Origin of the sequence: Streptomyces luomodiensis (assembly GCF_031679605.1) — a bacterium.
In the GTDB taxonomy this organism is placed as follows: Bacteria; Actinomycetota; Actinomycetes; order Streptomycetales; family Streptomycetaceae; genus Streptomyces; species Streptomyces luomodiensis.
On record NZ_CP117522.1, the window covers coordinates 6626664 to 6653486 of the forward strand.

28 protein-coding genes are annotated in these 26823 nt (G+C 70.9%); 23 read left to right on the forward strand and 5 right to left on the reverse strand.

What is annotated here, in order from left to right:
- Window positions 1-180 precede the first annotated feature (180 nt).
- The 18 genes from PS467_RS27985 (at window position 181) to PS467_RS28070 (ending at window position 16691) form a co-directional block, all read left to right on the forward strand.
- Window positions 181-1287, forward strand: coding sequence for an LCP family protein (locus PS467_RS27985; protein ID WP_311037558.1), 1107 nt, complete (start codon window positions 181-183; stop codon window positions 1285-1287).
- Window positions 1288-1443: 156 nt separating this feature from the next.
- Window positions 1444-1668: a 50S ribosomal protein L31 gene (gene rpmE / locus PS467_RS27990; protein ID WP_311037559.1), complete on the forward strand. Its 225-nt coding sequence runs from the start codon at window positions 1444-1446 to the stop codon at window positions 1666-1668.
- Between the two features lie 123 nt (window positions 1669-1791).
- The gene (gene prfA, locus PS467_RS27995; protein ID WP_311037560.1) at window positions 1792-2862 is read left to right on the forward strand and encodes a peptide chain release factor 1; all 1071 of its coding nucleotides are present in this window, start codon (window positions 1792-1794) and stop codon (window positions 2860-2862) included.
- A 54-nt stretch (window positions 2863-2916) separates the two neighbouring features.
- A complete protein-coding gene (gene prmC / locus PS467_RS28000; protein ID WP_191069323.1) occupies window positions 2917-3762 on the forward strand; it encodes a peptide chain release factor N(5)-glutamine methyltransferase in 846 nt (281 codons plus the stop codon).
- A gap of 47 nt (window positions 3763-3809) precedes the next feature.
- Window positions 3810-4457: an L-threonylcarbamoyladenylate synthase gene (locus tag PS467_RS28005; protein WP_268974440.1), complete on the forward strand. Its 648-nt coding sequence runs from the start codon at window positions 3810-3812 to the stop codon at window positions 4455-4457.
- Window positions 4454-5113 (forward strand): arsenate reductase/protein-tyrosine-phosphatase family protein, encoded by a 660-nt coding sequence (locus PS467_RS28010; protein ID WP_268974441.1) that lies wholly within the window; start codon window positions 4454-4456, stop codon window positions 5111-5113. The genes PS467_RS28005 and PS467_RS28010 overlap by 4 nt, the downstream gene beginning before the upstream one ends.
- Window positions 5114-5300: 187 nt before the next feature.
- Window positions 5301-6590: a serine hydroxymethyltransferase gene (glyA, locus tag PS467_RS28015; RefSeq protein WP_311037561.1), complete on the forward strand. Its 1290-nt coding sequence runs from the start codon at window positions 5301-5303 to the stop codon at window positions 6588-6590.
- A 63-nt stretch (window positions 6591-6653) separates the two neighbouring features.
- Window positions 6654-8063 carry an MraY family glycosyltransferase gene (locus tag PS467_RS28020; RefSeq protein WP_311039981.1) on the forward strand — a complete coding sequence of 470 codons (1410 nt, stop codon included), beginning with the start codon at window positions 6654-6656 and terminating at the stop codon, window positions 8061-8063.
- Between the two features lie 269 nt (window positions 8064-8332).
- Entirely contained in the window at window positions 8333-8788 is a 456-nt protein-coding gene (locus tag PS467_RS28025; protein ID WP_311037562.1) for a Cg1360 family ATP-synthase-associated protein, read from the forward strand.
- A 264-nt stretch (window positions 8789-9052) separates the two neighbouring features.
- Window positions 9053-9862 carry a F0F1 ATP synthase subunit A gene (gene atpB, locus PS467_RS28030; protein ID WP_498076487.1) on the forward strand — a complete coding sequence of 270 codons (810 nt, stop codon included), beginning with the start codon at window positions 9053-9055 and terminating at the stop codon, window positions 9860-9862.
- Between the two features lie 76 nt (window positions 9863-9938).
- Entirely contained in the window at window positions 9939-10175 is a 237-nt protein-coding gene (locus PS467_RS28035; RefSeq protein WP_093464694.1) for an ATP synthase subunit C-like protein, read from the forward strand.
- Window positions 10176-10216: 41 nt separating this feature from the next.
- Window positions 10217-10780, forward strand: a complete 564-nt coding sequence (locus PS467_RS28040) for a F0F1 ATP synthase subunit B (RefSeq protein WP_268974444.1) — start codon at window positions 10217-10219, stop codon at window positions 10778-10780.
- On the forward strand, window positions 10777-11592 hold the full coding sequence (locus PS467_RS28045) for a F0F1 ATP synthase subunit delta (RefSeq protein ID WP_311037563.1): 816 nt from the start codon (window positions 10777-10779) through the stop codon (window positions 11590-11592). The genes PS467_RS28040 and PS467_RS28045 overlap by 4 nt, the downstream gene beginning before the upstream one ends.
- Window positions 11593-11681: 89 nt before the next feature.
- Entirely contained in the window at window positions 11682-13253 is a 1572-nt protein-coding gene (gene atpA, locus PS467_RS28050) for a F0F1 ATP synthase subunit alpha (RefSeq protein ID WP_268974446.1), read from the forward strand.
- A gap of 4 nt (window positions 13254-13257) precedes the next feature.
- On the forward strand, window positions 13258-14172 hold the full coding sequence (locus tag PS467_RS28055) for a F0F1 ATP synthase subunit gamma (protein ID WP_268974447.1): 915 nt from the start codon (window positions 13258-13260) through the stop codon (window positions 14170-14172).
- A gap of 5 nt (window positions 14173-14177) precedes the next feature.
- Window positions 14178-15632 carry a F0F1 ATP synthase subunit beta gene (gene atpD, locus PS467_RS28060; protein WP_311037564.1) on the forward strand — a complete coding sequence of 485 codons (1455 nt, stop codon included), beginning with the start codon at window positions 14178-14180 and terminating at the stop codon, window positions 15630-15632.
- Between the two features lie 111 nt (window positions 15633-15743).
- Complete coding sequence (locus tag PS467_RS28065) at window positions 15744-16121, forward strand: F0F1 ATP synthase subunit epsilon (protein WP_268974449.1); 378 nt, start codon at window positions 15744-15746, stop codon at window positions 16119-16121.
- Window positions 16122-16241: 120 nt separating this feature from the next.
- Window positions 16242-16691: a DUF2550 domain-containing protein gene (locus tag PS467_RS28070; protein WP_311037565.1), complete on the forward strand. Its 450-nt coding sequence runs from the start codon at window positions 16242-16244 to the stop codon at window positions 16689-16691.
- A 32-nt stretch (window positions 16692-16723) separates the two neighbouring features.
- Here the strand turns inward: PS467_RS28070 and PS467_RS28075 are convergent, their stop codons facing one another.
- Both PS467_RS28075 and PS467_RS28080 read right to left on the reverse strand, forming a co-directional pair.
- Complete coding sequence (locus tag PS467_RS28075) at window positions 16724-17413, reverse strand: response regulator (protein ID WP_311037566.1); 690 nt, start codon at window positions 17411-17413, stop codon at window positions 16724-16726.
- A 23-nt stretch (window positions 17414-17436) separates the two neighbouring features.
- Window positions 17437-18651, reverse strand: a complete 1215-nt coding sequence (locus PS467_RS28080; RefSeq protein WP_311037567.1) for a sensor histidine kinase — start codon at window positions 18649-18651, stop codon at window positions 17437-17439.
- A gap of 171 nt (window positions 18652-18822) precedes the next feature.
- On the opposite strand from PS467_RS28080, the gene PS467_RS28085 reads away from it, so the two are divergent.
- Window positions 18823-19374, forward strand: a complete 552-nt coding sequence (locus PS467_RS28085; RefSeq protein WP_311039982.1) for a hypothetical protein — start codon at window positions 18823-18825, stop codon at window positions 19372-19374.
- A gap of 71 nt (window positions 19375-19445) precedes the next feature.
- Here PS467_RS28085 and PS467_RS28090 read toward each other — a convergent pair whose 3' ends face one another.
- From PS467_RS28090 to PS467_RS28100, 3 genes are read right to left on the reverse strand one after another with little or no spacing between them, the layout of a single operon-like run.
- Window positions 19446-20018 (reverse strand): cob(I)yrinic acid a,c-diamide adenosyltransferase, encoded by a 573-nt coding sequence (locus tag PS467_RS28090; RefSeq protein ID WP_311037568.1) that lies wholly within the window; start codon window positions 20016-20018, stop codon window positions 19446-19448.
- 23 nt (window positions 20019-20041) lie between these two features.
- On the reverse strand, window positions 20042-20797 hold the full coding sequence (locus tag PS467_RS28095; RefSeq protein WP_311037569.1) for an ABC transporter permease: 756 nt from the start codon (window positions 20795-20797) through the stop codon (window positions 20042-20044).
- Window positions 20798-20814: 17 nt separating this feature from the next.
- Window positions 20815-21597, reverse strand: coding sequence for an ABC transporter ATP-binding protein (locus PS467_RS28100; RefSeq protein WP_311037570.1), 783 nt, complete (start codon window positions 21595-21597; stop codon window positions 20815-20817).
- Between the two features lie 79 nt (window positions 21598-21676).
- On the opposite strand from PS467_RS28100, the gene PS467_RS28105 reads away from it, so the two are divergent.
- The 4 genes from PS467_RS28105 (at window position 21677) to PS467_RS28120 (ending at window position 26654) form a co-directional block, all read left to right on the forward strand.
- Complete coding sequence (locus PS467_RS28105; protein WP_268974457.1) at window positions 21677-22318, forward strand: TetR/AcrR family transcriptional regulator; 642 nt, start codon at window positions 21677-21679, stop codon at window positions 22316-22318.
- A gap of 87 nt (window positions 22319-22405) precedes the next feature.
- On the forward strand, window positions 22406-23254 hold the full coding sequence (locus tag PS467_RS28110; RefSeq protein WP_311037571.1) for a 3-hydroxyacyl-CoA dehydrogenase family protein: 849 nt from the start codon (window positions 22406-22408) through the stop codon (window positions 23252-23254).
- Between the two features lie 155 nt (window positions 23255-23409).
- On the forward strand, window positions 23410-23733 hold the full coding sequence (locus PS467_RS28115) for an STAS domain-containing protein (RefSeq protein ID WP_211123629.1): 324 nt from the start codon (window positions 23410-23412) through the stop codon (window positions 23731-23733).
- Between the two features lie 224 nt (window positions 23734-23957).
- Window positions 23958-26654, forward strand: a complete 2697-nt coding sequence (locus PS467_RS28120) for an ATP-binding protein (protein ID WP_311037572.1) — start codon at window positions 23958-23960, stop codon at window positions 26652-26654.
- Window positions 26655-26823 lie beyond the last annotated feature (169 nt).

The following is a 26823-nucleotide window of genomic DNA, read 5'->3' on the forward strand; positions in this document are numbered from 1 at the left end:
GGAGCGCTGGGCCGCCCGCGCGGGGAAAGGCCATGGCCGGTATGCAACCCTGGCGCACGGCCTGCCATCTGTCAGGTCGGAAACACGAAAGCCGGAACCCAGGCGGACTTCACGCAGCGACGCCACGCCTGACCGTGACGGCAGGGGGTACTCGGGCAGCTAAAGAGGACTGAGGAGCACATGGCCGACGACCGCAGCAACGCACCGGTGAACCGCGCCCGCATATCAGGCCGCCGTCGCAAACGGCCCAGCACGCGCCGCAGGGTGGTGCTCTACACGGTGTGGACGCTGGCCGCCGTGCTGGTACTGGGCGGTGCCGGACTCGGCTACCTCTACTACAAGCTGAACGGCAACCTCACCGGCGTCGACGTCAACGCCGCCCTCGGCGCCGACCGCCCCAAGAACGTCGACAACGGCTCGATGGACATTCTCGTCCTCGGCTCCGACTCCCGGGCCGGCGAGAACGCGAAGTACGGCAAGGACGAGGGCACCTCCCGTTCCGACACGGCGATGATCGTCCACGTCTACAAGGGCCACAAGAAGGCCAGTGTCGTCAGCATCCCACGCGACACCCTCGTCCAGCGGCCCTCCTGCACCACGAAGAACGGGCAGCAGGCGCCCGCGGCGCAGCAGGCCATGTTCAACAGCGCCTACGAGGTCGGCGGTCCGGCCTGCACCGTGAAGACGGTGGAATCCATGACCGGCGTCCGCATGGACCACTTCCTCGAGGTCGACTTCTCCGGCTTCAAGCAGCTGATCAACGACCTCGGCGGCGTCGACATCACCACCACCGCCGCGATCCACGACCCCAAGAGCCACCTCGACCTGGAGCCGGGCCGGCACACCCTGGACGGTGAGCAGTCCCTGGGCCTGGTGCGCACCCGGCACGGCGTCGGCGACGGCAGCGACCTCGGCCGGATCAAGCTCCAGCAGGCGTTCGTCAAGGCGCTGCTGGACCAGATCAAGCAGGTCGACGTCTTCGGCAACCCCAAGAAGCTCTACGACCTCGCGGACACCTCCACCAAGGCGCTCACCACCGACTCCGAGCTGGCCTCGGTGAGCAAGCTGAAGGGCTTCGCCGAATCCCTCAAGGGCATCGGCTCGGGCAACATGAAGATGACCACGCTGCCGGTGCAGTACGACCCGCAGAACCCGGCCCGGGTGCTGCCCATGGAGAAGAAGTCCGAGCTGATCTGGACCGCGCTCCGGCACGACCAGCCGGTCCCCGCCTCCGCCACCAAGGGCTCCGCGGGCGACGCCACCAGCGCGGGCGACGTCGTCAAGTAGCCTCCCGGCACCCGGAAGGGGGGCGCCGGGAATATCCCGGTGCGGCCCCCGGTTTTGGGGGATGCGGCCAGTACTGGCAGACTGGATCGTCGGCCCCGGTTCACGACAGGCAACCCGCCCGTCGACCCGGTGCCCTCCCGAACCTAGGAGATTCCCTTGAAGCGCGACATCCACCCGGAGTACGTCGAGACCCAGGTCAGCTGCACCTGTGGCGCCTCGTTCACCACCCGTAGCACCGTGGGCGGCGGCAACATCCGCGCCGACATCTGCTCCGAGTGCCACCCGTTCTACACGGGCAAGCAGAAGATCCTCGACACCGGTGGCCGTGTGGCGCGGTTCGAGGCCCGCTTCGGCAAGAACGCCGGGTCCGCCAAGAAGTAGCGACCCGCACGGCGCCGGCTTCGGTCGCCCCTTTCCTGGGGCGACCGGACCGGCGTTTTGTCGTCACGGCCTGTCCCAGACTTCTTCCGCACGTCACCACGCAGACCCCCAGGGAGCCCTCCGATGTTCGAGGCGGTCGAGGAACTCATCGGCGAACACGCCGACCTCGAGAAGCGGCTCGCCGACCCCGCGATCCACGCCGACCAGCGGGAGGCGCGGCGGCTCAACAAGCGCTACGCCGAGCTGACCCCGGTCATCGCCGCCTACCGCGCCTGGAAGCAGGCCGGTGAGGACATCGAGACCGCCCGGGAGCTGGCCCAGGACGACCCCGACTTCCAGGACGAGGTCAAGGAGCTGGAGCTGGGCCGCGAGGAGCTGACCGACCGGCTGCGGCTGCTGCTCGTGCCGCGCGACCCGAGCGACGACAAGGACGTCATCCTGGAGGTCAAGGCGGGCGAGGGCGGCGAGGAGTCCGCGCTGTTCGCCGGCGACCTGCTGCGGATGTATCTGCGCTACGCCGAGCGCGTCGGCTGGAAGGCCGAGATCCTCGACGCCAACGAATCCGACCTCGGCGGCTACAAGGACGTCCAGGTCGCCATCAAGGCCCGCGGCACCATCGAGCCCGGCCAGGGCGTCTGGGCCCGGCTGAAGTACGAGGGCGGGGTGCACCGTGTGCAGCGGGTGCCCGCCACCGAGTCCCAGGGCCGTATCCACACCTCCGCGGCCGGTGTGCTGGTCACGCCGGAGGCCGAGGAGGTCGAGGTGGAGATCGGCCCCAACGATCTGCGGATCGACGTCTACCGCTCCTCCGGCCCCGGCGGCCAGTCGGTCAACACCACCGACTCCGCGGTGCGCATCACCCACCTGCCCACCGGCATCGTCGTCTCCTGCCAGAACGAGAAGAGTCAGCTGCAGAACAAGGAGCAGGCGCTGCGCATCCTGCGCTCGCGGCTGCTGGCCGCGGCCCAGGAGGAGGCCGAGCGGGAGGCGTCGGACGCGCGCCGCAGCCAGGTCCGCACCGTCGACCGGTCCGAGCGCGTCCGTACGTACAACTTCCCGGAAAACCGGATCTCGGACCACCGGGTCGGTTTCAAGGCGTACAACTTGGACCAGGTGCTCGACGGCGCCCTCGACCCGGTCATCCAGGCGTGCGTCGACGCCGACGCGGCCGCCAAGCTCGCGGCCGCGGGCTGAGCCGTCGCACCCAGAACGCTTCGTGCCCTTGTCCGGACCGGCTGGAGGAATTCAGTGAACGTGCTGCTCGCCGAGGTGGCGCAGGCCACTCAGCGGCTGGCCGACGCGGGCGTGCCCTCACCGCGCTTCGACGCGGAGGAGCTCGCCGCCTTTGTGCACGGCGTCAAGCGGGGGGAGCTGCACGGCGTGCCCGACGCCGACTTCGACGCCCGCTACTGGGAGGCGGTCGCCCGCCGGGAGGCCCGCGAGCCCCTTCAGCACATCACCGGCCGTGCCTTCTTCCGCTATCTCGAGCTCCAGGTCGGGCCGGGGGTCTTCGTGCCCCGGCCGGAGACCGAGTCGGTGGTCGGCTGGGCCATAGACGCGGTGCGCGCCATGGACGTCGTCGAACCGCTCATCGTCGACCTGTGCGCCGGTTCCGGAGCCATCGCCCTGGCACTCGCCCAGGAGGTGCCGCGCTCGACCGTGCACGCCGTGGAGCTGGACGAGGGCGCCCTGCGCTGGGCCCGCAAGAACGTCGAGGGGTCCCGCGTCGTTCTCCACCACGCGGACGCGTTGACGGCCCTGCCCGAGCTCGACGGGCAGGTGGACCTCGTCATCAGCAACCCGCCGTACATCCCGCTGACCGAGTGGGAGTACGTCGCGCCGGAGGCGCGCGACCACGACCCCCAGCTCGCGCTCTTCTCCGGTGAGGACGGCCTCGATGTGATCCGTGGCCTGGAGCGCACCGCCCACCGGCTGCTGCGCCCCGGCGGCGTGGTGGTCATCGAGCACGCAGACACCCAGGGCGGCCAGGTGCCGTGGATCTTCACGGAGGAGCGTGGCTGGGCGGACGCCGCCGACCACCCCGACCTGAACAACCGGCCCCGGTTCGCCACCGCGCGGAAGGCCATGCCGTGACGGCGGCACCGCACCACCCATTGGCCACGTACGAGGAGGTCCGTTAGATGGCACGGCGATACGACTGCGGGGACGCGACCGACCGCAAGACCGGCCTGCGTGAGGCCGCGTCCGCCGTCCGCCGCGGCGAACTGGTCGTGCTGCCCACCGACACCGTCTACGGGATCGGTGCGGACGCCTTCAACGCCGAGGCGGTCGGCGATCTGCTCGAGGCCAAGGGCCGCGGCCGCAACATGCCCAGCCCGGTGCTGGTCGGCTCCCCGAACACGCTGCACGGACTGGTCACCGACTTCTCCGAGATGGCGTGGGAGCTGGTGGACGCCTTCTGGCCGGGTGCGCTCACCCTCGTCGCCCGGCACCAGCCGTCGCTCACCTGGGACCTGGGGGAGACCCGGGGCACCGTCGCGGTCCGGATGCCGCTGCACCCGGTCGCGATCGAGCTGCTGACGGAGTTCGGCCCGATGGCGGTCTCCAGCGCCAACCTGACCGGACACCCCTCCCCGCAGGACTGCGACGCCGCCCAGGACATGCTGGGGGACTCCGTCGCGGTGTACCTGGACGGCGGGCCGACCCCGGCCGCCGTGCCCTCCTCGATCGTCGACGTCACCGGCAAGGTGCCGGTGCTGCTCCGCGCGGGCGCGCTCACCGCCGAGCAGCTCCGGGAGGTCGTACCCGACCTTAAGGTGGCGAATTGACGGCCCCTGAGGGGCGTGGCATAGCGGAACACCATGCGAAGAAGCCCGAGGCCACCTTCCGCATCCTCCACGTCAGCACCGGTAACGTCTGCCGCTCGCCGATCACCGAACGGCTGACCCGGCACGCCCTCGTGCACCGCCTCGGAAGCGCCCGTACGAGCGGCCTGATCGTGGAGAGCGCCGGCACCTGGGGCCATGAGGGCGCGCCCATGGAGGCGCACGCCGCGACGGTCCTGACCGACTTCGGCGCCGATCCGGCGGGCTTCATCGGCCGTGAGCTGCTGGACGAGCACGTCATCCGCGCCGACCTCGTGCTGACCGCCACCCGCGACCACCGGGCCCAGGTCATCTCGATGGGGCACTCGGCGGGCCTGCGCACCTTCACGCTCAAGGAGTTCACCCGGCTGGTGCGGGCCATAGACCCCGCGACGCTGCCCGATCCGGAGGAGGCGGGCGGTGTGGTGGAGCGCGCCCGCGCCCTGGTGCAGGCGGCGGCCGCGCTGCGCGGCTGGCTGCTGGCGCCCAGCGAGGAGGCGGACGAGGTGCACGACCCGTACGGGGCGCCCATCACCTTCTTCCGCTCCATCGGGGACGAGATCAACCAGGCCCTGGACCCGGTCGTCACGGCGCTGACGGGGGTTCCCGCCCCCGCGTAAGCCCCCGGGACCCTCCCGGGGGCGCCACAGGCGCCTGACGCGGCGCACGGCGCGCAGGGCGGGCGTGCGGGGCCTACATTGGGGGTGACCGCCCTGGACGGCCTGGCTGGTCCGACCGATCGTCCTGGTCGCCCTGCCCGCCCTGACCACCCGTTGACCCTTGACCCCGCAAGGCTGTGAGCACGCCATGGCCGTCACCTCCTGGGGACCCGATTTCGGAGCGCTCGCCCGCCAGGACCCCGAGCTGGCGGGGATCATCCTGAGCGAGCTCGACCGCGTCACCGGCGGGCTCCAGCTGATCGCCGCCGAGAACTTCACCTCGCCGGCGGTGCTGGCCGCGCTGGCCTCGCCGCTGGCCAACAAGTACGCCGAGGGGTATCCCGGCGCCCGCCACCACGGCGGCTGCGAGGTGGTGGACGTCGCCGAGCGGATCGCCCAGGACCGGGCGAAGGCGCTGTTCGGCGCCGAGCACGCCAATGTGCAGCCGCATTCGGGGTCGGCGGCGGTGCTGGCCGCGTACGCCGCGCTGCTGCGGCCGGGAGACACGGTGCTGGCGATGGCGCTGACGCACGGCGGCCATCTCACCCATGGCTCACCGGCCAACTTCTCCGGCCGCTGGTTCGACTTCATCGGCTACGGCGTCGATCCGGCGACCGGTCTGATCGACTACGAGCAGCTGCGCGGGCTGGCCCACGCCCACCGTCCGAAGGCGATCGTGTGCGGTTCCATCTCCTACCCCCGCCATCCGGACTACGCCGCCTTCCGCGCCGTCGCGGACGAGGTGGACGCGTATCTGATCGCCGACGCCGCCCATCCGATCGGCCTGGTCGCGGGGAAGGCGGCGCCGTCCCCGGTGCCGTACGCGGACGTGGTGTGCGCAACGACACACAAGGTGCTGCGCGGGCCGCGCGGCGGGATGCTGCTGTGCGGTGCGGAGCTGGCCGAACGGGTGGACCGGGCGGTGTTCCCGTTCACCCAGGCCGGCGCCCAGATGCACAGCGTCGCGGCCAAGGCGGTGGCGTTCGGCGAGGCCGCGGCGCCCGCCTTCGCCGCCTACGCCCAGCGGGTGGTGGCCAACGCCCGGGTGCTGGCGGACGGCCTGGTCGCGGAGGGTCTCGCGGTCGCCACGGGCGGCACCGACACCCATATGATCACCGCCGATCCGGCGCCGCTGGGTCTGGACGGACGGACCGCGAAGGGCCGCTGCGCGGCCGCCGGGATCGTCCTGGACACCGTCGCGCTGGCGTCCGCCACGGAGCCCGGAGGCTGCGTCAAGGGACTGCGGCTGGGTACCGCGGCGGTCACCACCCAGGGAATGGGACCGCCGGAAATGGAGCGCATAGCCGCCCTGCTGGGAACCGTGTTGCGGGACGAGGGCGTGGTACGCGAAAAGGTGGCGGAACTGGCGGGGAGATTTCCGCCCTATCCGGACGAGGGCCGAATCATGCAACCATCCGAAGGTGTAGGACGTCTGTAAGTACGTTCACCGCAACGGGTCCGACACGCATAGGGTGTGTGGCTGTGATGGCCAGCGATATCTCTGGGGCAGCCTGTGCGTGAATACCTGCTGACTCTGTGCATCACGGCTGCGGTCACCTATCTGCTGACCGGGCCGGTGCGGAAATTCGCCATCGCGGCCGGTGCGATGCCCGAGATCCGTGCCCGTGATGTGCACCGTGAGCCCACGCCGCGGCTCGGTGGTATCGCCATGTTCGGCGGGCTGTGCGCGGGACTGCTGGTCGCCGCGCACCTCACCAACCTCAAGGACGTCTTCGAGCTCTCCAACGAGCCACGGGCGCTGCTGTCCGGCGCCGGGCTGATCTGGCTGCTGGGGGTGCTGGACGACAAGTGGGGCGTGGACGCGCTGATCAAGCTGGGCGGCCAGATGATCGCCGCTGGTGTGATGGTGCTCCAGGGTCTGACCATCCTGTGGCTTCCGGTGCCGGGTGTCGGGCCGGTCTCGCTCACGCCGTGGCAGGGCACGCTGCTGACCGTCGCCCTGGTCGTCATCACCATCAACGCCGTCAACTTCGTTGACGGGCTGGACGGTTTGGCCTCGGGGATGGTGTGCATCGCCGCGGCCGCGTTCTTCATGTACGCGTACCGCATCTGGTACGGCTACGGCCTGGAGGCGGCCGCGCCCGCCACCTTGTTCGCCGCCATCCTCATGGGCATGTGCCTGGGCTTCCTGCCGCACAACGCGCACCCCGCGCGGATCTTCATGGGCGACTCGGGCTCGATGCTGATCGGGCTGGTGCTGGCGGCGGGCGCCATCTCCATCACCGGTCAGGTCGACCCGGACGCGATGAAGCTGTTCGAGGGGTCGGAGCAGGCCGCGGTGCACGCCACCGTCCCGGTCTACATCCCGCTGCTGCTGCCGCTGACCGTCATCGCGGTGCCGTTCGCCGATCTGGTGCTGGCGATCGTCCGGCGCACCTGGCGGGGGCAGTCGCCGTTCGCCGCCGACCGGGGCCATCTGCACCACCGGCTGCTGGAGATCGGCCACTCGCACAGCCGGGCCGTGCTGATCATGTACTTCTGGTCCGCGCTGATCGCCTTCGGCGCCGTGGCGTACTCGGTGAACTCGGCCGGTGTGTGGTTCGTGCTCGCGATCGTCGCGCTGAGCGGAGTGGGGCTGGTGCTGTTGCTGCTGCCGCGGTTCACACCACGCGTTCCGCACTGGGCGGAGGCGTTCGTTCCGCCGCGTTACCGCCGGGTCAACCGGACCGGGCGGGCGGCCGGACAGGGTGCCGAGGCGCCCGCGGAGCCCGTGGCGGTCGCGGCCGGCGGACGGTCCGCGTCGCCGGAGCCGGAGCCGGTGCGCTCCGGAATGAGCGGCGGGGCGAGCGGTGCGGCGAATGCCGGTGTGAAGGGCGGGGTGAACGGGGCCACCGCGATCGGTGATCGGTCGCGTTTCAGCCACCGGCGGAGGATCGGAACACCCCAGTAAATGCCCTAGAAAAGAGATCGCGGAGAACGCTGGAGATCACGGAACGGCGTCAACGAGATACATGGTCCATAACTCTCCCGTGTGACGTGCAGCACACCCGGTGGGTAAAGACCTCATCAAATAGTTTGTGATACCGTTCACGAAACCCGGTGCTGAGACCCGAGGGGCCGTAGGGCGACGGCTCATCGTCGTGAGGTCTCCTCTGCTCCCGGGGATACGCTCGTCCACGACGAAATCGCTGCTTCCGACACTTGCCGGAGAAACCCTTCATGCAGTCCAACGACGCCAGAACACTCCTGAGTTGCGCCGTGCCCACCGCCGTCACCGGCGTGGTCGCGGTCGCTGTCGGTTCTGTGCTCGCGGGGGCCAAGGGAGCGATCGGCTCGGGGGCCGGCACAGTCGTCGCCGGAGGGGTCATGGCGATGGGGCTGGTTGTGCTGCAGCGCACCGCCAAGTACCTCCCGCATCTGTTCCAGGCCATGGGTCTGGTGCTCTACATGACCCAGTTCCTGCTGGTCGCGGTCGTGCTCGCGGTGTTCAAGGACACCACCCTCTTCTCCACCAAGGCGTTCGCCTTCGCACTGCTCGCCGCGACCCTGGTGTGGATCGGCGCACAGACCCGTGCCCATATGAGGGCCAAGATCCTCTACGTGGAGCCGGAAGCCGAGGACGAACGCAAGCCCGAGGGGGCGAAGAAGTCCGCTCCCGCCGGGTCCGCGCCGTGAGAAGTAGGGCCGGTATAAGGGCATGTGCGCTCACCTGCTATCGTCCGGTTCCATCTGAGGCGCAGCGGGCGCAGGTAGCCGAACCCCCGATATTCCCGGGATGGAATCGGCGGCCCATGCAGCTGATGCCCGACATACCACTCGGCCACGTGCCGACCAGCCGCCCCCACATCCGTAAGACCAGTCCAGTGCCGTTCCGTGGCCGTGTGCCGCGCCGACACAACGAGGTTGCCGTACCCATGCGCCACGCTGAAGGAGCTCGCGGTGAGTTCTGACCAGACGCTCGCCTTCGAGACGAACTGCCACATCTTCGACGGGTGCGGCTTCCCGGCACCCGGACAACATTCGTTCAAGTTCGAACCGCTCTTCACGGTCGGCGGTATCGACTTCAACAAGCCGATGCTGCTCGCCCTGCTCGGCTCGATCGCCATCGTCTGGTTCTTCTGGGCGGCCTTCGGCCGGGCCAAGGTCGTCCCGGGCAAGCTCCAGATGATCGGCGAGGCGGGTTACGACTTCGTCCGTCGCGGGATCGTCTATGAAGCCCTCGGGAAGAAGGACGGCGAGAAGTACGTCCCCCTGATGGTTTCGATCTTCTTCTTCGTCTGGGTCATGAACCTCTGGTCGGTCATCCCGGTCGCCCAGTTCCCGGTCACGTCGCTGATCGCGTACCCGGCCGTGCTCGCCGCCACCGTCTACATCCTCTGGATGAGCCTGACCTTCAAGAAGCACGGCTTCGTCGGCGGCTTCAAGAACATCACCGGCTACGACAAGTCGCTGGGCGCGGTGCTGCCGCTCGCCATGACGATCGAGTTCTTCTCGAACGTGCTGGTGCGGCCCTTCACCCACGCGGTCCGGCTCTTCGCCAACATGTTCGCGGGCCACCTGCTGCTGCTGATGTTCACCATCGCGAGCTGGTACCTGCTGAACGGGGTCGGCATCGCGTACGCCGGTGTGTCGTTCGTGATGACCATCGTCATGACCGCCTTCGAGCTCTTCATCCAGGCCGTTCAGGCGTACGTCTTCGTGCTCCTGGCCTGCACCTACATCCAGGGCGCGCTCGCCGAGCACCACTGAGTGGCCCTGCTCCCCGTCCAATGAGACGTCCGGTGGCCAACCCCCACCGGTCCGCGAAAGAGAAGGAAGAAACAGCATGTCCGCTGTGGACCTCGCCGCAGGTGTTTCCGGTTCCCTCGGCTCCATCGGTTATGGCCTCGCGGCCATCGGCCCCGGCGTCGGCGTCGGCATCATCTTCGGTAACGGCACCCAGGCCCTGGCCCGTCAGCCCGAGGCCGCCGGTCTCATCCGCGCCAACCAGATCCTCGGTTTCGCCTTCTGTGAGGCGCTGGCCCTGATCGGCATCGTCATGCCGTTCGTGTTCGGTAAGTGATCGACGCTTACTGACTGTCCTTTTCGACGAAAGGCACTGATGTGAACGCCCTGGTACAGGTGGCGGCCGAGGAAAGCGAGAACCCCCTCGTTCCGCCAGTCCCGGAGCTGGTCATCGGCCTGATCGCCTTTGCCATCGTCTTCTTCTTCCTCGCCAAGAAGCTCCTCCCGAACATCAACCGGGTCCTGGAGGAGCGCCGCGAGGCGATCGAGGGCGGTATGGAGAAGGCCGAGGCCACTCAGGCCGAAGCCCAGCAGGTCCTCGAGGACTACCGAGCCCAGCTCGCCGACGCCCGTCACGAGGCCGCGCGACTGCGCCAGGAGGCGCAGGAGCAGGGCGCCGCGCTCATCGCCGAGATGCGCGCGGAGGGGCAGCGGCAGCGTGAGGAGATCATCGCCGCCGGTCACGCCCAGATCGAGGCCGACCGCAAGCAGGCCGCTCAGACCCTGCGCCAGGACGTGGGCAGGCTCGCCACCGACCTGGCCGGCCGGATCGTCGGTGAGTCGCTCGAGGACGTGGCCCGGCAGAGCCGCACCATCGACCGGTTCCTCGACGAACTCGAGGCGAAGGCGGCCGACGGTTCGAAGGCCGAGGCCGGCCGATGAATGGAGCGAGCCGGGAGGCACTGGCAGCCGCGCGCGAAAGCTTCGACGCCCTGACGGACAACACCGCCGTCGACGCGACGAAGCTCGCCGATGAGCTGGCCGCCGTCACCGCGCTGCTCGACCGCGAGGTCTCGCTGCGCCGGGTCCTCACCGACCCGGCGCAGCCCGGCGAGGCCAAGGCCGAGCTGGCCGCGCGGGTGCTGGGCGGACAGGTCGGCGGCGAGACCCTCGACCTGGTCTCCGGCCTGGTCCGGTCCCGCTGGTCGCGCTCGCGCGATCTGGTGGACGGGCTCGAGGAGCTGGCCAGCGCCGCCGACCTGGTGGCGGCCGAGCGGGCCGGCACCCTCGACAGCGTCGAGGACGAGCTGTTCCGGTTCGGCCGGATCGTCTCCTCCTCGTCCGAGCTGCGCGGCGCCCTCACCGACCGGCGCGCGAGCGTCACGGCCAAGACCGGCCTGGTCCGTGAGCTGCTCGGCGGCCGGGCCGACCAGGTGACCGAGCGGCTGGTGATCCGTCTGGTGACCCACCCGCGGGGTCGTAGCCTGGAGGCGGGTCTCGACGAGCTGTCCAAGCTCGCGGCGGCGCGCCGGGACCGTACGGTCGCGGTCGTCACCTCCGCGGTGCCGCTCAGCGACCGCCAGAAGCAGCGGCTCGGCGAGGCGCTGGGGAAGCTGTACGGACGCAACGTGCACCTCAATCTCGACGTGGACCCCGAGGTCGTCGGCGGGATCGCGGTGCGCATCGGCGACGAGGTCATCAACGGGACCATCGCGGACCGCCTCGACGAGGCGACCCGGCGGATGGCCGGCTGACACAGCCACCAACTCAACAAGCATGTAAGCGGCCCGAGTTGGGCCGTAGTCAGATACTTCGGGCCCAACAAGGAGAGCAGGGAACCCAGATGGCGGAGCTCACGATCCGGCCGGAGGAGATCCGGGACGCACTGGAGAACTTTGTCCAGGCGTACAAGCCGGACGCGGCCTCGCGCGAGGAGGTCGGTACGGTCAGCGTTGCCGGCGACGGCATCGCGAAGGTCGAGGGTCTTCCCTCGGCCATGGCGAACGAACTGCTGAAGTTCGAGGACGGCACCCTCGGCCTCGCCCTCAACCTCGAGGAGCGCGAGATCGGTGCGGTCGTCCTCGGTGAGTTCAGCGGCATCGAGGAGGGCCAGCAGGTGCACCGCACCGGCGAGGTCCTCTCGGTCGCCGTCGGCGAGGGCTACCTCGGCCGCGTGGTCGACCCGCTGGGTGCCCCGATCGACGGCCTCGGCGAGATCGAGACCGACGGCCGCCGCGCCCTCGAACTGCAGGCCCCCACGGTCATGCAGCGCAAGTCGGTGCACGAGCCGATGGAGACCGGCTACAAGGCCGTCGACGCGATGACCCCGATCGGCCGCGGCCAGCGCCAGCTGATCATCGGCGACCGGCAGACCGGCAAGACCGCGCTGTGCGTCGACACGATCATCAACCAGCGTGACAACTGGCGCTCCGGCGACCCGAAGAAGCAGGTCCGCTGCATCTACGTCGCCATCGGCCAGAAGGGCTCCACCATCGCCGGCGTGCGCGCCGCGCTGGAGGAGGCCGGCGCCCTGGAGTACACCACGATCGTCGCCGCCCCGGCGTCGGACCCGGCGGGCTTCAAGTACCTCGCCCCCTACACCGGCTCGGCCATCGGCCAGCACTGGATGTACCAGGGCAAGCACGTCCTGATCGTCTTCGACGACCTGTCCAAGCAGGCCGACGCCTACCGCGCCGTCTCCCTGCTGCTGCGCCGCCCGCCGGGCCGTGAGGCCTACCCGGGCGACGTCTTCTACCTGCACTCCCGGCTGCTGGAGCGCTGCGCCAAGCTCTCCGACGAGATGGGCTCCGGTTCGATGACCGGTCTGCCGATCGTCGAGACCAAGGCCAACGACGTGTCGGCGTTCATCCCGACCAACGTCATCTCCATCACCGACGGTCAGTGCTTCCTGGAGTCCGACCTGTTCAACGCCGGTCAGCGGCCGGCCCTGAACGTCGGTATCTCGGTCTCCCGAGTCGGTGGTTCCGCTCAGCACAAGGCGATGCGCCAGGTCTCCGGCCGGCTCCGCGTGGACCTCGCCCAGTACCGCGAGCTCGAGGCGTTCGCCGCCTTCGGCTCGGACCTGGACGCGGCCTCCAAGGCGTCGCTGGAGCGCGGTGCGCGCATGGTCGAGCTGCTGAAGCAGTCGCAGTACGCCCCGTTCTCCACCGAGGACGAGATCGTGTCCATCTGGGCCGGCACCACGGGCAAGATGGACGACGTGCCGGTCGAGGACATCCGCCGCTTCGAGCGGGAGCTGCTGGACTACCTGCACCGTGACCAGAAGGGCCTGCTGACCAGCATCGTCGAGGGCGGCAAGATGTCCGACGACACGATCCAGGCGCTGAGCGAGGCCGTCGACTCCTTCAAGCGGCAGTTCGAGACCTCGGGCGGCAAGCTGCTGGGCGAGGACTGAGCCCATGGGTGCCCAGCTCAGGGTCTACAAGAGGCGGATCAAGTCCGTCTCCGCGACCAAGAAGATCACCAAGGCGATGGAGATGATCGCCGCCTCGCGCGTCGTCAAGGCGCAGCGCCAGGTGGCCGCGTCGACTCCGTACGCCACCGAGCTCACCCGGGCGGTGGGCGCGGTCGCCAAGGGCTCCACCACCCAGCACGCGCTGACCACGGAGACCGAGAACCCGACCCGTGCCGCGGTCCTGCTCGTCACGAGCGACCGCGGTCTCGCGGGCGGCTACTCCTCCAACGTCATCAAGGCGGCCGAGCAGCTCACCGAGCGGCTCACGGGTGAGGGCAAGGAGGTCGACACCTACATCGTCGGCCGCAAGGGCGTGGCCTACTACAGCTTCCGTGAGCGCAAGGTCACGGAGTCCTGGAGCGGCTTCACCGACAACCCCACCTACGCGGACGCCAAGAAGATCGCGGCCCCGCTGATCGAGGCCGTGCTCAAGGAGACCGCCGAGGGCGGGGTCGACGAGCTGCACATCGTGTTCACCGAGTTCGTCTCGATGCTGACGCAGACCCCGGTCCAGGACCGGCTGCTGCCGCTCAGCCTCGAGGGGACCGCGGCGGAGCAGGAGAAGAAGGGCGAGATCCTTCCGCTCTTCGAGTTCGAGCCGTCGGCCGAGGACGTACTGGACGCCCTGCTGCCCCGGTACGTCGAGTCGCGCATCTACAACGCCCTGCTCCAGGCCGCCGCCTCCAAGCACGCGGCGACCCGGCGGGCGATGAAGTCGGCGACCGACAATGCCGAAGAGCTCATCAAGTCGCTCACGCGGCTTGCCAACGCGGCCCGCCAGGCCGACATCACCCAGGAAATCAGCGAGATCGTCGGTGGCGCGAGCGCTCTGGCCGACGCCTCCGCGGGGAGTGACTGACAACTATGACCACCACTGTTGAGCCGACCGCTCCTGCTGGCGTGGCCGCTGGCCGCGTCGCGCGGGTCATCGGCCCGGTCGTCGACGTGGAGTTCCCCGTCGACGCGATGCCGGACATCTACAACGCGCTGACCGTCGAGGTCGCCGACCCCTCGCAGGAGGGTGCGAAGAAGACCCTGACCCTCGAGGTCGCCCAGCACCTGGGCGAGGGCCTGGTCCGCGCCATCTCCATGCAGCCCACCGACGGTCTGGTCCGCCAGGCCGCGGTGACCGACACCGGCGACGGCATCACCGTGCCGGTCGGCGATGTCACCAAGGGCCGCGTGTTCAACACCCTGGGCGAGATCCTCAACGAGCCCGAGGCCGAGTCCGAGGTCACCGAGCGCTGGTCCATCCACCGCAAGGCCCCGGCCTTCGACCAGCTCGAGTCCAAGACCGAGATGTTCGAGACCGGCCTGAAGGTCGTCGACCTGCTGACCCCGTACGTCAAGGGCGGCAAGATCGGTCTGTTCGGCGGCGCCGGCGTCGGCAAGACCGTGCTCATCCAGGAAATGATCATGCGTGTGGCCAAGCTGCACGAGGGCGTTTCCGTGTTCGCCGGTGTCGGTGAGCGCACCCGTGAGGGCAACGACCTGATCGAGGAGATGGCCGAGTCCGGCGTGCTCCCGCAGACCGCGCTGGTCTTCGGCCAGATGGACGAGCCCCCGGGCACCCGTCTGCGCGTCGCCCTGGCGGGGCTCACCATGGCGGAGTACTTCCGCGATGTGCAGAAGCAGGACGTGCTGTTCTTCATCGACAACATCTTCCGCTTCACCCAGGCCGGTTCCGAGGTCTCGACCCTGCTCGGCCGCATGCCCTCCGCGGTGGGCTACCAGCCGAACCTGGCCGACGAGATGGGCATCCTCCAGGAGCGCATCACCTCGACCCGCGGTCACTCGATCACCTCCATGCAGGCGATCTACGTCCCCGCGGACGACCTGACCGACCCGGCCCCGGCGACCACCTTCGCGCACCTCGACGCGACCACGGTGCTCTCCCGGCCGATCTCGGAGAAGGGCATCTACCCGGCGGTGGACCCGCTGGACTCGACGTCCCGGATCCTGGACCCGCGGTACATCTCGCAGGACCACTACGACTGCGCCTCGCGCGTGAAGTCGATCCTCCAGAAGTACAAGGACCTCCAGGACATCATCAACATCCTGGGCATCGACGAGCTCGGCGAGGAGGACAAGCTCACCGTCTTCCGCGCCCGCCGTATCGAGCGCTTCCTGTCGCAGAACACCCACGCGGCGAAGCAGTTCACCGGCCTCGACGGATCGGACGTGCCGCTGGACGAGTCCATCGCCGCGTTCAACGCCATCGCCGACGGTGAGTTCGACCACTTCCCCGAGCAGGCGTTCTTCATGTGCGGTGGTCTGGACGACCTCAAGGCCAAGGCCAAGGAGCTGGGCGTCTCCTGAGCCCCATGGCTCCGGGAGAGGGGTGGGCCCGGTCCCACCCCTCTCCATACGCCCGTTATTCTGTGACGAAAGCCCTGCCCGACCCGGCAGGGGGAGACCCGAGGAGCCACGTTGGCTGCTGAGCTGCACGTCGAGCTGGTCGCGGCGGACCGTAGTGTCTGGTCCGGTGCGGCCACCTTGGTCATCGCGCGCACCACATCGGGTGACATCGGCGTCATGCCCGGCCACCAGCCGCTGCTCGGTGTGCTGGAGTCCGGCCCGGTGACCATCCGTTCGGTCGACGGCGGAACGGTCGTGGCCGCGGTGCACGGTGGATTCATCTCGTTCGCGGACGACAAGCTCTCACTGCTGGCCGAGGTCGCGGAGCTGTCCGACGAAATCGATGTCAAGCGCGCGGAGCGGGCGCTGGAGCGTGCCAAGTCGGAGGCGGACGCCGCCGCCGAGCGGCGCGCCGACGTCCGGCTGCGTGCGGTGGCGGGAGCGCACTGAGCCTGTCACGTACGGTCGGAAAACCTCAGCCGCGGACCTCGCTGGAGCTCCCCTTCAGCGGTCCGCGGCTGAGGCGATGCAGGTGCGGTTTTTCCGGATGACGCGAGGAGGTCGGTGAAGATGGTCCTCGCTCTGCTTGTGGGCGGCGTGGTCGTCGCGCTGGTGGTGGTGGGACTCTTCGTCTTCGGTCTCCGGCGGCGGCTGATCCAGCGGTCCGGCGGAACCTTCGACTGCTCCCTGCGCTGGGATCCCCCCGCGAGCGAACCCGAGCCCAGCGGCAAGGGGTGGGTGTACGGGGTCGCCCGCTACAACGGTGACCGCATCGAGTGGTTCCGGGTCTTCTCCTACGCGCCCCGGCCCCGGCGGCTGCTGGAGCGCGCCTCGATCGAGGTGCTGGAGCGGCGCACCCCCAAGGGCGAGGAAGAGCTGGCGCTGCTCTCCGACGCGGTGGTGCTCGCCTGCCGGCACAACGGCAACCGGCTGGAACTGGCCATGAGCGAGGACGCGCTGACCGGCTTTCTGGCCTGGCTGGAGGCCGCGCCCCCGGGCCAGCGCGTCAACGTCGCGTAGCGCTGTCGCCCGTTCGGCCGTCTCCGCTTCCGCTACCTCACCTTGAGTTCCTGGGCCAGCACCGCGGCCTGCACCCGGCTGCGCAGCTCCAGCTTGTTCAGCAGCCGGCTGACATGCGTCTTCACCGTCGCCTCCGCCATGGTCAGCCGCGCCGCGATCTGCGCGTTCGACAGCCCCTGACCGAGACAGGCCAGCACCTCCCGCTCCCGCCGGGTGAGCGTGGCGAGCACCGAGGGATCGGGCGCGGTGGGGGAGGGGGCCGGCTGGGGCCGGGCGAACTCCGCGATCAGCCGGCGGGTGACCGCCGGGGCGATCAGCCCCTCGCCGCGCCCCACCGTACGGACCGCCTCGATCAGGTGGCTCGCCTCGCTATCCTTGAGCAAGAACCCGGCGGCGCCCGCGCGCAGCGCCCCGAAGACGTACTCGTCGAGGTCGAAGGTGGTCAGCACCAGCACATCGGCGAGCTGTTCGGCGACCACCTGGCGGGTGGCCGACACCCCGTCCAGCCGTGGCATCTGGACGTCCATCAGCACCACGTCGGGGCGGAGCGCACGGGCCATCGCCACCGCCTGGAGGCCGTCGGCCGCCTCGCCGACCACCTCGATATCGGAAGCGGACCGCAGGATCAGCACCAGCCCGGAGCGCACCGCGGCCTGGTCCTCGGCGACCAGCACCCGGAGGGGCGCGGACGCGGTGCCGGCGGGCGGGGTGGAAGGGATCACGGCGGCTCCTGTTCGCGAGACGGTCATGACGGACGCTGAGCGCTCTCCTCGCCCAGCGGCAGCGCGGCCCGCACCCGCCACACCGTGCCCCCGGGCGCGGTGACGGGTCCGGCGTCGAGGGTGCCGCCGAGCAGGGTCACCCGCTCGCGCATCCCGATCAGCCCGGTGCCGGAGCCGGGTGCCCGGGGGCCGGAGCGGTCGCCGTACGGGCTGACCACGCTGACCTCGAGCGGACCGTCCGCGCGATGCGCCAGCGTCACGTCCACCCGGCCGGGTGCGGCGTGCTTGAGGGCGTTGGTGAGCGACTCCTGGACGACGCGGTACGCGGCGAGTTCGACCGGGGCGGGCAGCGGGGCGGCGCCGTTCGGCCGCTCGTCGCACAGGACGATGTCCTGACCGCCGGAGCGGGCCGTGCTGCGGGCCTGCTCCAGCAGGGTGTCGAGCGCGTCCAGCGTGGAGGTGGCGGTCGGTTCCGCCGTCTCCCCGGGGTCCCGCAGCAGCCTGATGAGCCGGCGCATCTCGGCCAGGCCCCGCACGCTGTTCTCCCGGATGACGCCGAGCGCCTCGTCGGTCGCGGCGGGGTCCTTCAGGGAGAGCGCGGCGGCGGAGTGGATGGCGATGGCCGAGAGGTGGTTGGCCACCATGTCGTGGAGTTCGCGCGCCATCCGGGCCCGCTCGGAGACCACCGCCTCCCGCCGCTCCAACTCGGCCAGCAGGGCGATGCGTTCCGCCTCCAGACGGGCGGCCGCGGCCTGCTCACGGTGGTTGCGGACCACGGATCCGGTCCAGGCCGGGGAGAGGGTGAGCAGTGCGACGAACGCGCCGAGCAGCAGCCACTGGGGGTCGCGGAGGACGGCCAGTGGCACCACGGTCGCCAGCGCCGTGACCAGCCAGCAGATCCGGTGCAGGCGCCGGGCGGCCACGGGGCCGGAGTACAGGACGGCCGCGTAGATCAGGTCGGTGTACATCAGCAGCGTCGGGGCCAGCCCGCCGCTGATGATGTCCATGACGATCGCGGCGGTTCCCACGCCCAGCGCGATGAGCGGGGCCACCCGCCGCAGCACTTCGGCCGCCGAGACCACGGCCAGTCCGATCAGCCCCAGCCACCGGGGCGCGTCGAAGAACGACGGGTTGTTGTGCAGCCCCGCCACCCACATCAGCACACCGCCGAGCAGTCCGCCGAGGGCGATCAGTACATCGTGCCGGTGGGGGCGCGCGAGAGGGGGACGGGACGGCATGGCCTCATCACACCACGCGGTGTGCCCGGGGAGCCTCCCCCTTGGGGCCGGGCCCACCGGGCGGCGGCGTACATCGAAGGATGCAGTCGGGTTTCGTCGCCGCCGACGAGGCGGGCGCCCCGACCGCCGGGGGAGGGTGGGGGGACGAGGGTGGAGCGAGAGGGGAACACCGTGGTTGTCGCGCTGATCGTCGCCTGTGAGGCCGGCTTCTGGGTACTGCTGGCCATCGGGCTGGCGCTGCGGTACGTGGCGAAGAAGCCGAAGGCGAGCACCGCGGTGCTGCTGTGCGAACCGCTGCTGGAGCTGGTGCTGTTCGTGACGACCGTGATCGACCTGAGGAACGGCGCCCAACCGGACGGGAAGCACGGTCTCGCCGCCGTCTACATCGGCTACTCGGCCGCGCTCGGCCATCGGACCATCCGCTGGGTCGACGCCCGGGTGGCCCACCGCTTCTTCGACGGGCCGCCGCCGGTGAAGCCGCCGAAGTACGGCATGGCGCGTACGGTCCACGAGTGGAAGACCGCCGCCCGCTGGGTGCTGGCCGCGGTCATCGCCATCGCGCTGCTCCAGGGCGCGATCTGGTACGTCGGCGACGACGACCGGATCGGCTCGCTGCGCGACTGGCAGCAGAGGATGCTGTTCCTGATCGGCATCAACCTGGTCATCGCACTCAGCTACACGCTCTTCCCCAAGCGGGAGCGCTCGGCCTCGCACGCCCGCTAGAGCCGTTTTCTTCCCCCCGGCCCCGGCCCCGGCGATACGCGGCGCCGGGGCGTAAGGGGTTCCGGGAGGGCTCAGCGGTTCTCGCCGGGAACCCAGAGGACGTCGCCGACCTCCTTGTTGGCCACCCGGGCCAGGATGAACAGCAGGTCCGAGAGCCGGTTGAGATAGGTGGCGGTGAGCACGTTCATGGAGTCCCCGTACTCGGCGAGCGCCGCCCAGGTGGAGCGCTCGGCGCGGCGCACCACCGTGCACGCCTGGTGCAGCAGCGCCGCGCCCGGGGTGCCACCCGGGAGGATGAAGCTGCGCAGCTTCTCCAGGCCCTCCAGGAAGCGGTCGCAGTCCGCCTCCAGCTTGTCGACATAGCTCTGTTGCACGCGCAGCGGGGGATGGGCGGGGTTCTCCACCACCGGGGTGGACAGGTCCGCGCCCACGTCGAACAGGTCGTTCTGGACGCGGACCAGCACCCTGATGATCTCGGCGGGCAGCCCGCCCAGGGCGATGGCCACCCCGATCGCGGCGTTCGCCTCGTTCGCGTCGGCGTACGCGGCGATCCGCGGATCGGTCTTGGCGGTGCGGCTCATATCGCCGAGGGCGGTGGTGCCCGTGTCCCCGGTACGCGTATAGATGCGGGTGAGATTGACCATGGGGCCGAGCCTACGCGGCGGCCCTACGCCCCGGCCTGCCGGAAGAGCCGGGCGCCGAGGGTCACGGCCACCACCGCCAGCGCGGAGGCGACCAGCGCCGCCAGCGCGATCTTCCCGTCCCCGTACTCCCCGGCGAAGGCGGCCCGCACCCCGTCCACGAGATAGCGGAACGGCACGAAGTGCGAGGCGATGTCGAGCCAGCGCGGCCCGAGCGACATCGGCAGCAGAATCCCGGACAGCAGCATCGCGGGCATGGTGAGCGAGTTGATGACCGGCGCGAACCCCTGCGGGGAGGCCACCCGCATCGCCAGCGCGTACGAGAGCGAGGCGAGCGAGACGGTCAGCACGCCGACGAAGACGAAGCCGATGGCCACGCCCAGCACCGGGGCGCGCAGCCCGAGCGCCACGGCGACGCACACCAGCACCAGGGATTGCACCAGCAACTGCACGACGTCCTTGAGCACCCGGCCCATGAGCAGCGCCAGCCGGCTGACCGGGGTGACCCGCATCCGCTCGATGACGCCCGTGCGCCGCTCGAAGACCAGCCCGATCCCGGCGAACGAGGCGCTGAAGAGCCCGAGTTGGATGAGGATGCCGGGGACAATGGTCTGCCAGGAGCTGCCCTGGCCGCCCAGCGGCACATCGGTGAGCAGTGGGCCGAAGAAGACGAGGAAGAGCAGCGGCTGGACCATCCCGAAGACCAGGGCGGGCTTGGAGCGCAGCGTCTGGCGGGCGTAGCGGCCGAAGATCAGGGCCGTGTCGGAGACGAGCTGAGGCATGGGGCCTTCTTCCGGGGTCAGACGGCGAGCGGGGCGGGGTGGCGCGGGGTGGCGCCGCGCCCGGTGATGGCGATGAAGGCGTCCTGGAGGGTGGCGTCCGGCGAGCCGCCGTACCCGGCCTTGAGCCCCGCCGCGGTGCCCTCGGCGGCCACTTGGCCCTGGTCGACGATGACGAGCCGGTCGGACAGGGCCTCCGCCTCGTCCAGGTAGTGGGTGGTCAGGAAGACGGTCATGTCCTGCTCGGCGCGCAGCCGGCGCACCAGCTGCCACAGCTCGGCGCGGCTGCCGGGGTCGAGCCCGGTGGTCGGCTCGTCCAGGAAGAGGATCTCGGGCCGGTGGACCAGGCCGAGGGCGATGTCCAGCCGCCGCCGCTGCCCGCCGGAGAGCGCGGCGCAGGGGCGGTCCAGCAGCTCGGTGAGGTCCAGTTCCCGGGCCAGCTCCGCGGCGCGGGCGGTCGCCTCGGCCTTGCCCATCCGGTAGAGCCGCCCCTGGGTGACCAGTTCCTCCCGTACCGAGACGGTCGGGTCGACCCCGCCGGACTGGGCCACGTATCCGATCCGCCGGCGCACCCCCGCCGGATCGCGGGCGAGGTCGTGGCCGGCCACGGTGGCGCTGCCCCCGGTGGGCGGGAGCAGCGTGGTGAGCATCCGCAGCGTGGTGGTCTTGCCCGCTCCGTTGGGCCCGAGGAAGCCCAGGATCTCCCCGCGTTCGACGGTCAGGTCGATACCGCGCACGGCCGTCACGGGGCCGCGTTTGGTCCGGAAGGTGTGGGTGAGGCCGTTCGTCGTGATGACTGCCATGGGACAAGAAAAACAGGGAGACTCTATTTTTGCAACGACCCCAAAAACCAAGGAGCCCCAGCGAAGTTAGGATGAGGCCATGGCGGAAGGGCTCAGGGAGCGGAAGAAGCGGCAGACCAGGCAGCACATCTCGGACGTCGCGACCGGGCTGTTCATGGAGCGCGGCTTCGAGGCGGTCACGATCGCGGAGATCGCCGAGGCGGCCGAGGTCTCCGTCAACACGGTCTACAACTACTTCCCGGCCAAGGAGGACCTCTTCGTCGACCGCGAGGAGGAGATCGTCGACCGCCCCTCCCGGCTCGTCCGGGAGCGCGCCGTCGGCCAGTCGGCGGCGCGGGCGCTGCTGGACCAGCTGCGCCAGGACATCGGCGAGCGGCACCCCTATGTCGGGCTGACCGCGGGGTTCGACCGGTTCCGGCAGGTCATCGTGGATTCGCCGACGCTGATGGCCCGGCTCTTCACGATCCAGGGCAGGGCCGTCAACCGGCTCGGCGGCACGCTGCGCGAAGAGGCCGCCGCCGCGCCGCAGGACCCGACCCCCGAGTTCATCGCCCATCAGCTCGTCGGCGCGGAGAACGCCGTCCGGCGCGCCATCCAGCACGGGCTCGCGGAGGGCGGCAGCGTGGACGAGGTCGCCGAGGACGCCCTCCGTAAGGTCGACGTCATGGAATCGCTCCTCAGCGACACAGTGCTCAACTATGCGGTGAAGAACACACCGTGACGCGCGTTACGAGGGGCTGCCCGCAGGGGTGAACGGGCGTTAAGGTCCGGCACATCGAATTGTCGCGAAAACGGAAGGGTGTGTGTCGTGGCCAAGAAGCTCGCGGTCATCGGAGCCGGACTCATGGGGTCCGGTATCGCGCAGGTCTCGGCCCAGGCAGGCTGGGACGTGGTGCTGCGTGATGTGACCGACGAGGCGCTGCGGCGCGGTACGGACGCCATCCGTAGCTCGTACGAGAAGTTCGTCTCCAAGGGCAAGCTGGCGGCGGAGGAGGCCGAGCGGGCGCTGGGCCGGATCACCACCACGACCGACCTCGACGCCGCCGCCGAGGCCGATGTCGTGGTGGAGGCGGTCTTCGAGAAGATCGAGGTCAAGCGGGAGATCTTCGGCGCCCTCGACGAGCTGGTCAAGGACGACGCGATCCTGGCGTCGAACACCTCCGCCATCCCGATCACCAAGATCGCCGCGGCCACCCGGCGCCCGGAGCGGGTCGTCGGCACCCACTTCTTCTCGCCGGTCCCGATGATGGGGCTGTGCGAGCTGGTCCGCGGCTACAAGACCAGCGACGAAACCCTGGCCGCCGCACGGGAGTTCGCCGAGGGCGTGGGCAAGACCTGTATCGTCGTCAACCGCGATGTCGCGGGCTTTGTCACCACCCGGCTCATCTCGGCGCTCGTCGTGGAAGCGGCGAAGCTGTACGAGTCGGGGGTTGCCACGGCCGAGGACATCGACACCGCCTGCAAGCTGGGCTTCGGCCATGCGATGGGACCCCTCGCGACGGCCGATCTGACCGGCGTGGACATCCTGCTGCACGCCACCGACAACATCTACACCGAGTCCCAGGACGAGAAGTTCGCACCGCCGGAGATCATGCGCCGGATGGTCGATGCGGGGGACATCGGCCGCAAGAGCGGCGAGGGCTTCTACCGCTACTGAGGGCCCTGGTGCGGCGCCAGGGCCGGAACTCACCCTCGCGGGTGAAATCGGTATCGGTTCGCTTACAGACGGCAACTTCCTCGTATGAGAGGCAGTCAGTTCTGTAGACAGAAATGGCGCATTGACGACACGACGCACCGTAGTGGGGAGCGCATATGCACATCAGGGGCGACCACGCCGAGCTGGTCGTCGGGGGCCGACTGGACGTCCGGAGCGCGGCGGACGCCCGTACGGCCCTGCACACCGCCGTCGACGCCGGCGGCGGGGATCTCGTTCTCGACCTCACCGAATTGGACTCCTGGGACGCCACCGGACTCGGGGTGATCATGGGTGCGCACCGCCGGGCCGGCCGGATGGGCAGACGGCTCGTGCTGCGCGGGGTGCCGCCCCAGATGCAGCGGCTGCTGGTGGCCACCCGGCTGCACCGCATCCTGGCGATCGAAGGCGGTCTGGAGGCGGAGTCGCTGCCGCGGGTCTGAGCGGCGTGGGCCGGTTGCCCGGGGGCGCGTTGGCGGGGGTGGCGCGTTGCCCGGGGTGGCGCGGGCGCCCTCCGGCGCGGTGGATACTGTGAGCAGGTCCAGGCCGTCGCATACGGCCCGGGGTTCGGTGGACGCCGGACGCACTCTCTACGGCGGCACCGGACCAGAAGCGAAGGCAGGCCGGGGAGCCTTACAGCACGCCACGCCTCTGGGGGGCAAGGACCATGGACCCGAAGAACGACAGACCGGAAGAGCACGGTCACGACGACGCCGGGCCGGGCGGGGCCTCCGGCGCGCCTGTGGCGGACGGCGACGGCTCGTCGTCGCGCCCGTCCGCCGTACGCGTGCCGGGGCTGCCGGGGGACGAGCCGACGCCCCCTCCGGGCGGGCCGGTGCCCGGCTCGTCCGCCTCCTCTGCCTCCGCCGGGTCTGCTGCCTCTGCCGGCTCTGCCGCGGGGCCGGTCCGCACCGCGCGCATCGTCACCGGTGACCATCTGCTGACGGTCAACCCCGTGGACGGCAGCGAGATAGAACCCTGCTCGCCCGGAGAGCGCCCCGACCGGCCCGAGCGCCACGGCCCCGACGAGCGCGAGGAGTTGCGCCGCGCCGCCGCCCCGCCGCGTCCGTCCGGCACCGTCGTACCCGAGCTGCCGATGCTGGAGCGCGACGACGAGCGGGACCGGCTCGCCCGGCTGGTCGCCCGCGGCCGCTCGGTGCGGGTCACCGGGCCCTCCGGCGTGGGGCGCAGCACCCTGCTGGAGGCCGTCGCCGCCGACTGCGAGCGGCTCGCGCCCGACGGTGTCGTACGCCTCTCCGGCTACCGCCGCACCCCCGCCGACCTCCTCCACGACCTCTACGCCGCCGTCTTCAGCGCCCCGCTGTACCGGCCCGACCGGGCGGAGCTGCTGGACGCGGTCCAGGAGATCGGCGCGGTTGTCGTCCTCGACGACATCGAGTTCGGCGGCACCGCGCTGGACGAGTTCCTCGACGCGACCCCCGAATGCGCGTTCCTGATCTCCGCCACTCCCGACGTCCCGAGCCCGTCCCCCGACGCGCACCTCGAGGAGGTCTCCCTCTCCGGGCTCAGCCGTACGGCCGGTCTCGAACTGCTGGAGCGGGCCGCACGGCGGCCGCTGGCGGAGGACGAGGTGAGCTGGGCGGCGGATCTGTGGTTCGAGTCCGAGGGGCTGCCGCTGCGCTTCGTGCAGGCGGGCGCGCTGCTGCGGCAGCGGGACGCCCTGCGCGACGACCCCGCCGGGCCGGAGGCGGACGAGGGCCACGAGGCCGCGCTGCCCTCGCTCGCCGAGGCGGCGTCCCCCGCCGCGCTGCTCGCCGCCCGGCTGAGCGAGACGGCCCGCGACGCCCTGCGGTTCGCGGTCGCGCTCGGCGGCGAATGCCCGCACCGGGCCCATCTGCCCGCGCTCACCGGGGACACCCACGCGGACGCGGCCCTCGGCGAACTGCTCGGCTGCGGCCTCGTCACCCCGGCCGGATCGCACTACCGGCTGGCGGCGGGCGTCACCGACCACCTCGCGCAGGAGGGCTACGCCGACGAGAACGCCGGGCGTGCGCACACCCTCGCCGAGCACTACGCCTGGTGGGCCGGCCACCGCTCGGTGGCGCCCGAGCGCGTGGCCGCCGAGGCCGACGCGATCCTCGCGGCGATGGCCGCGCTCATCGGCAGCCGCGAGGCGGGCCACGCCGACGCCGCCGTGCGCCTCGCCCGCGCCGCCGCACCCGCCTTCGCCGCGGCGCTGCACTGGGGCGCCTGGGAGCGGGCGGTGCGCCACGGCCAGGAGGCCGCGCGGCTGGCGGGACAGGTCGCGGACGAGGCGTACTTCCACCATGAGCTGGGCGTCCTCGCGCTGTGCACGGGCAATCTGGACCGGGCCCGCGCGGAGTTGGAGGCGTCGATCGGGCTGCGCGGCGTCCTCGCGGACAAGCGGGGCACGGTCGCGGGCCGGCGCGCGCTGGCCCTGGTCGCCGACCGCTCGCCGGGCTCGGCGATGGCCGGGGCGTTCGGGGTGAGCGGCAAGGGCGTGGCGTCCCCGAGTGCGTCCTCCGGCGCGTCTTCCGGTGCGCCTTCGGGTACGTCCTCGGGTGCGTCCTCCGGCGCGTTCTCGGCGGCGGGCGCCGGGCCGGACGACACGGAGACCACGATCGTCACCCCGAAGGTGGCGGCGACGACGCCGCTGGCCGCCCTGGGCACGACGGCGGTGACGGCCACGGCGGCGACGGCGGCGATCCCGGCCGTCTCCCGGACCTCGGTGGCCGCTTCCGCCACCCCGGCGGCCCCCGGCACCGCGTCCGCCTCCGGCGGGTCCTCCGCCGGGCTCTCCGGCGGCAAGCCGCGCGGTCTGCGCCGCCTGGCGGCGCACGGTGCCCGGCGCAATGTGGTCGCGGCGGCCGCCGGTGTGCTGCTGGTGGCCGTGCTCGGCACCGTGGTGACCCTGGGCGCCACCTCGGGCAACGACCACGACACCCCCACCGACAAGGTCAAGCCGGGCCGGTCGGCCACGCAGCGGGACGACGACCCGACCGCCGACGAGCCCACGAGCGGCACCAGCCAGGCCCCCCAGCCGGGCCTCAGCGGGGCGCCGCAGGCGCCCGCGTCCCCGTCCGCGCCGAGCAGCGGCTCGCCCAGCGGGTCCACGGCGTCGAGCGGCCCGTCGTCGACGAGCGGCGCGCCCTCGGACAGCGGGCAGCCGCCCTCGCCGCCGTCGTCGGACCCCACGACCCAGCGTCCGAAGCCCACGAGCAAGCCGCCGACGGACAAGCCGACGACCCCGACCGGTCAGCCCAGCGAGCCGACGCCCTCGACCTCCGCCCCGACCACGACCCCCACCGACGGCACGTCCAACACCGCGAGCGCCCCCACCACCCACACGGCCTCGGCCACCGCCGGCCCGGTCGGGGCGTAACCCCGCTCCCGCCGCGGCCGGACGCCGGACGCACACGCACCGGGACACCAGGCGGACGCCGGGCGGACCACAGGCGGACGCCGGGCGGCCACAGGCGCCGGAACGAGCCGGATCCCGCCCGGCCCCCGTGGCGGGATGTGGTCGGCTCAGGGGCCGGGGAAGGGTCCGT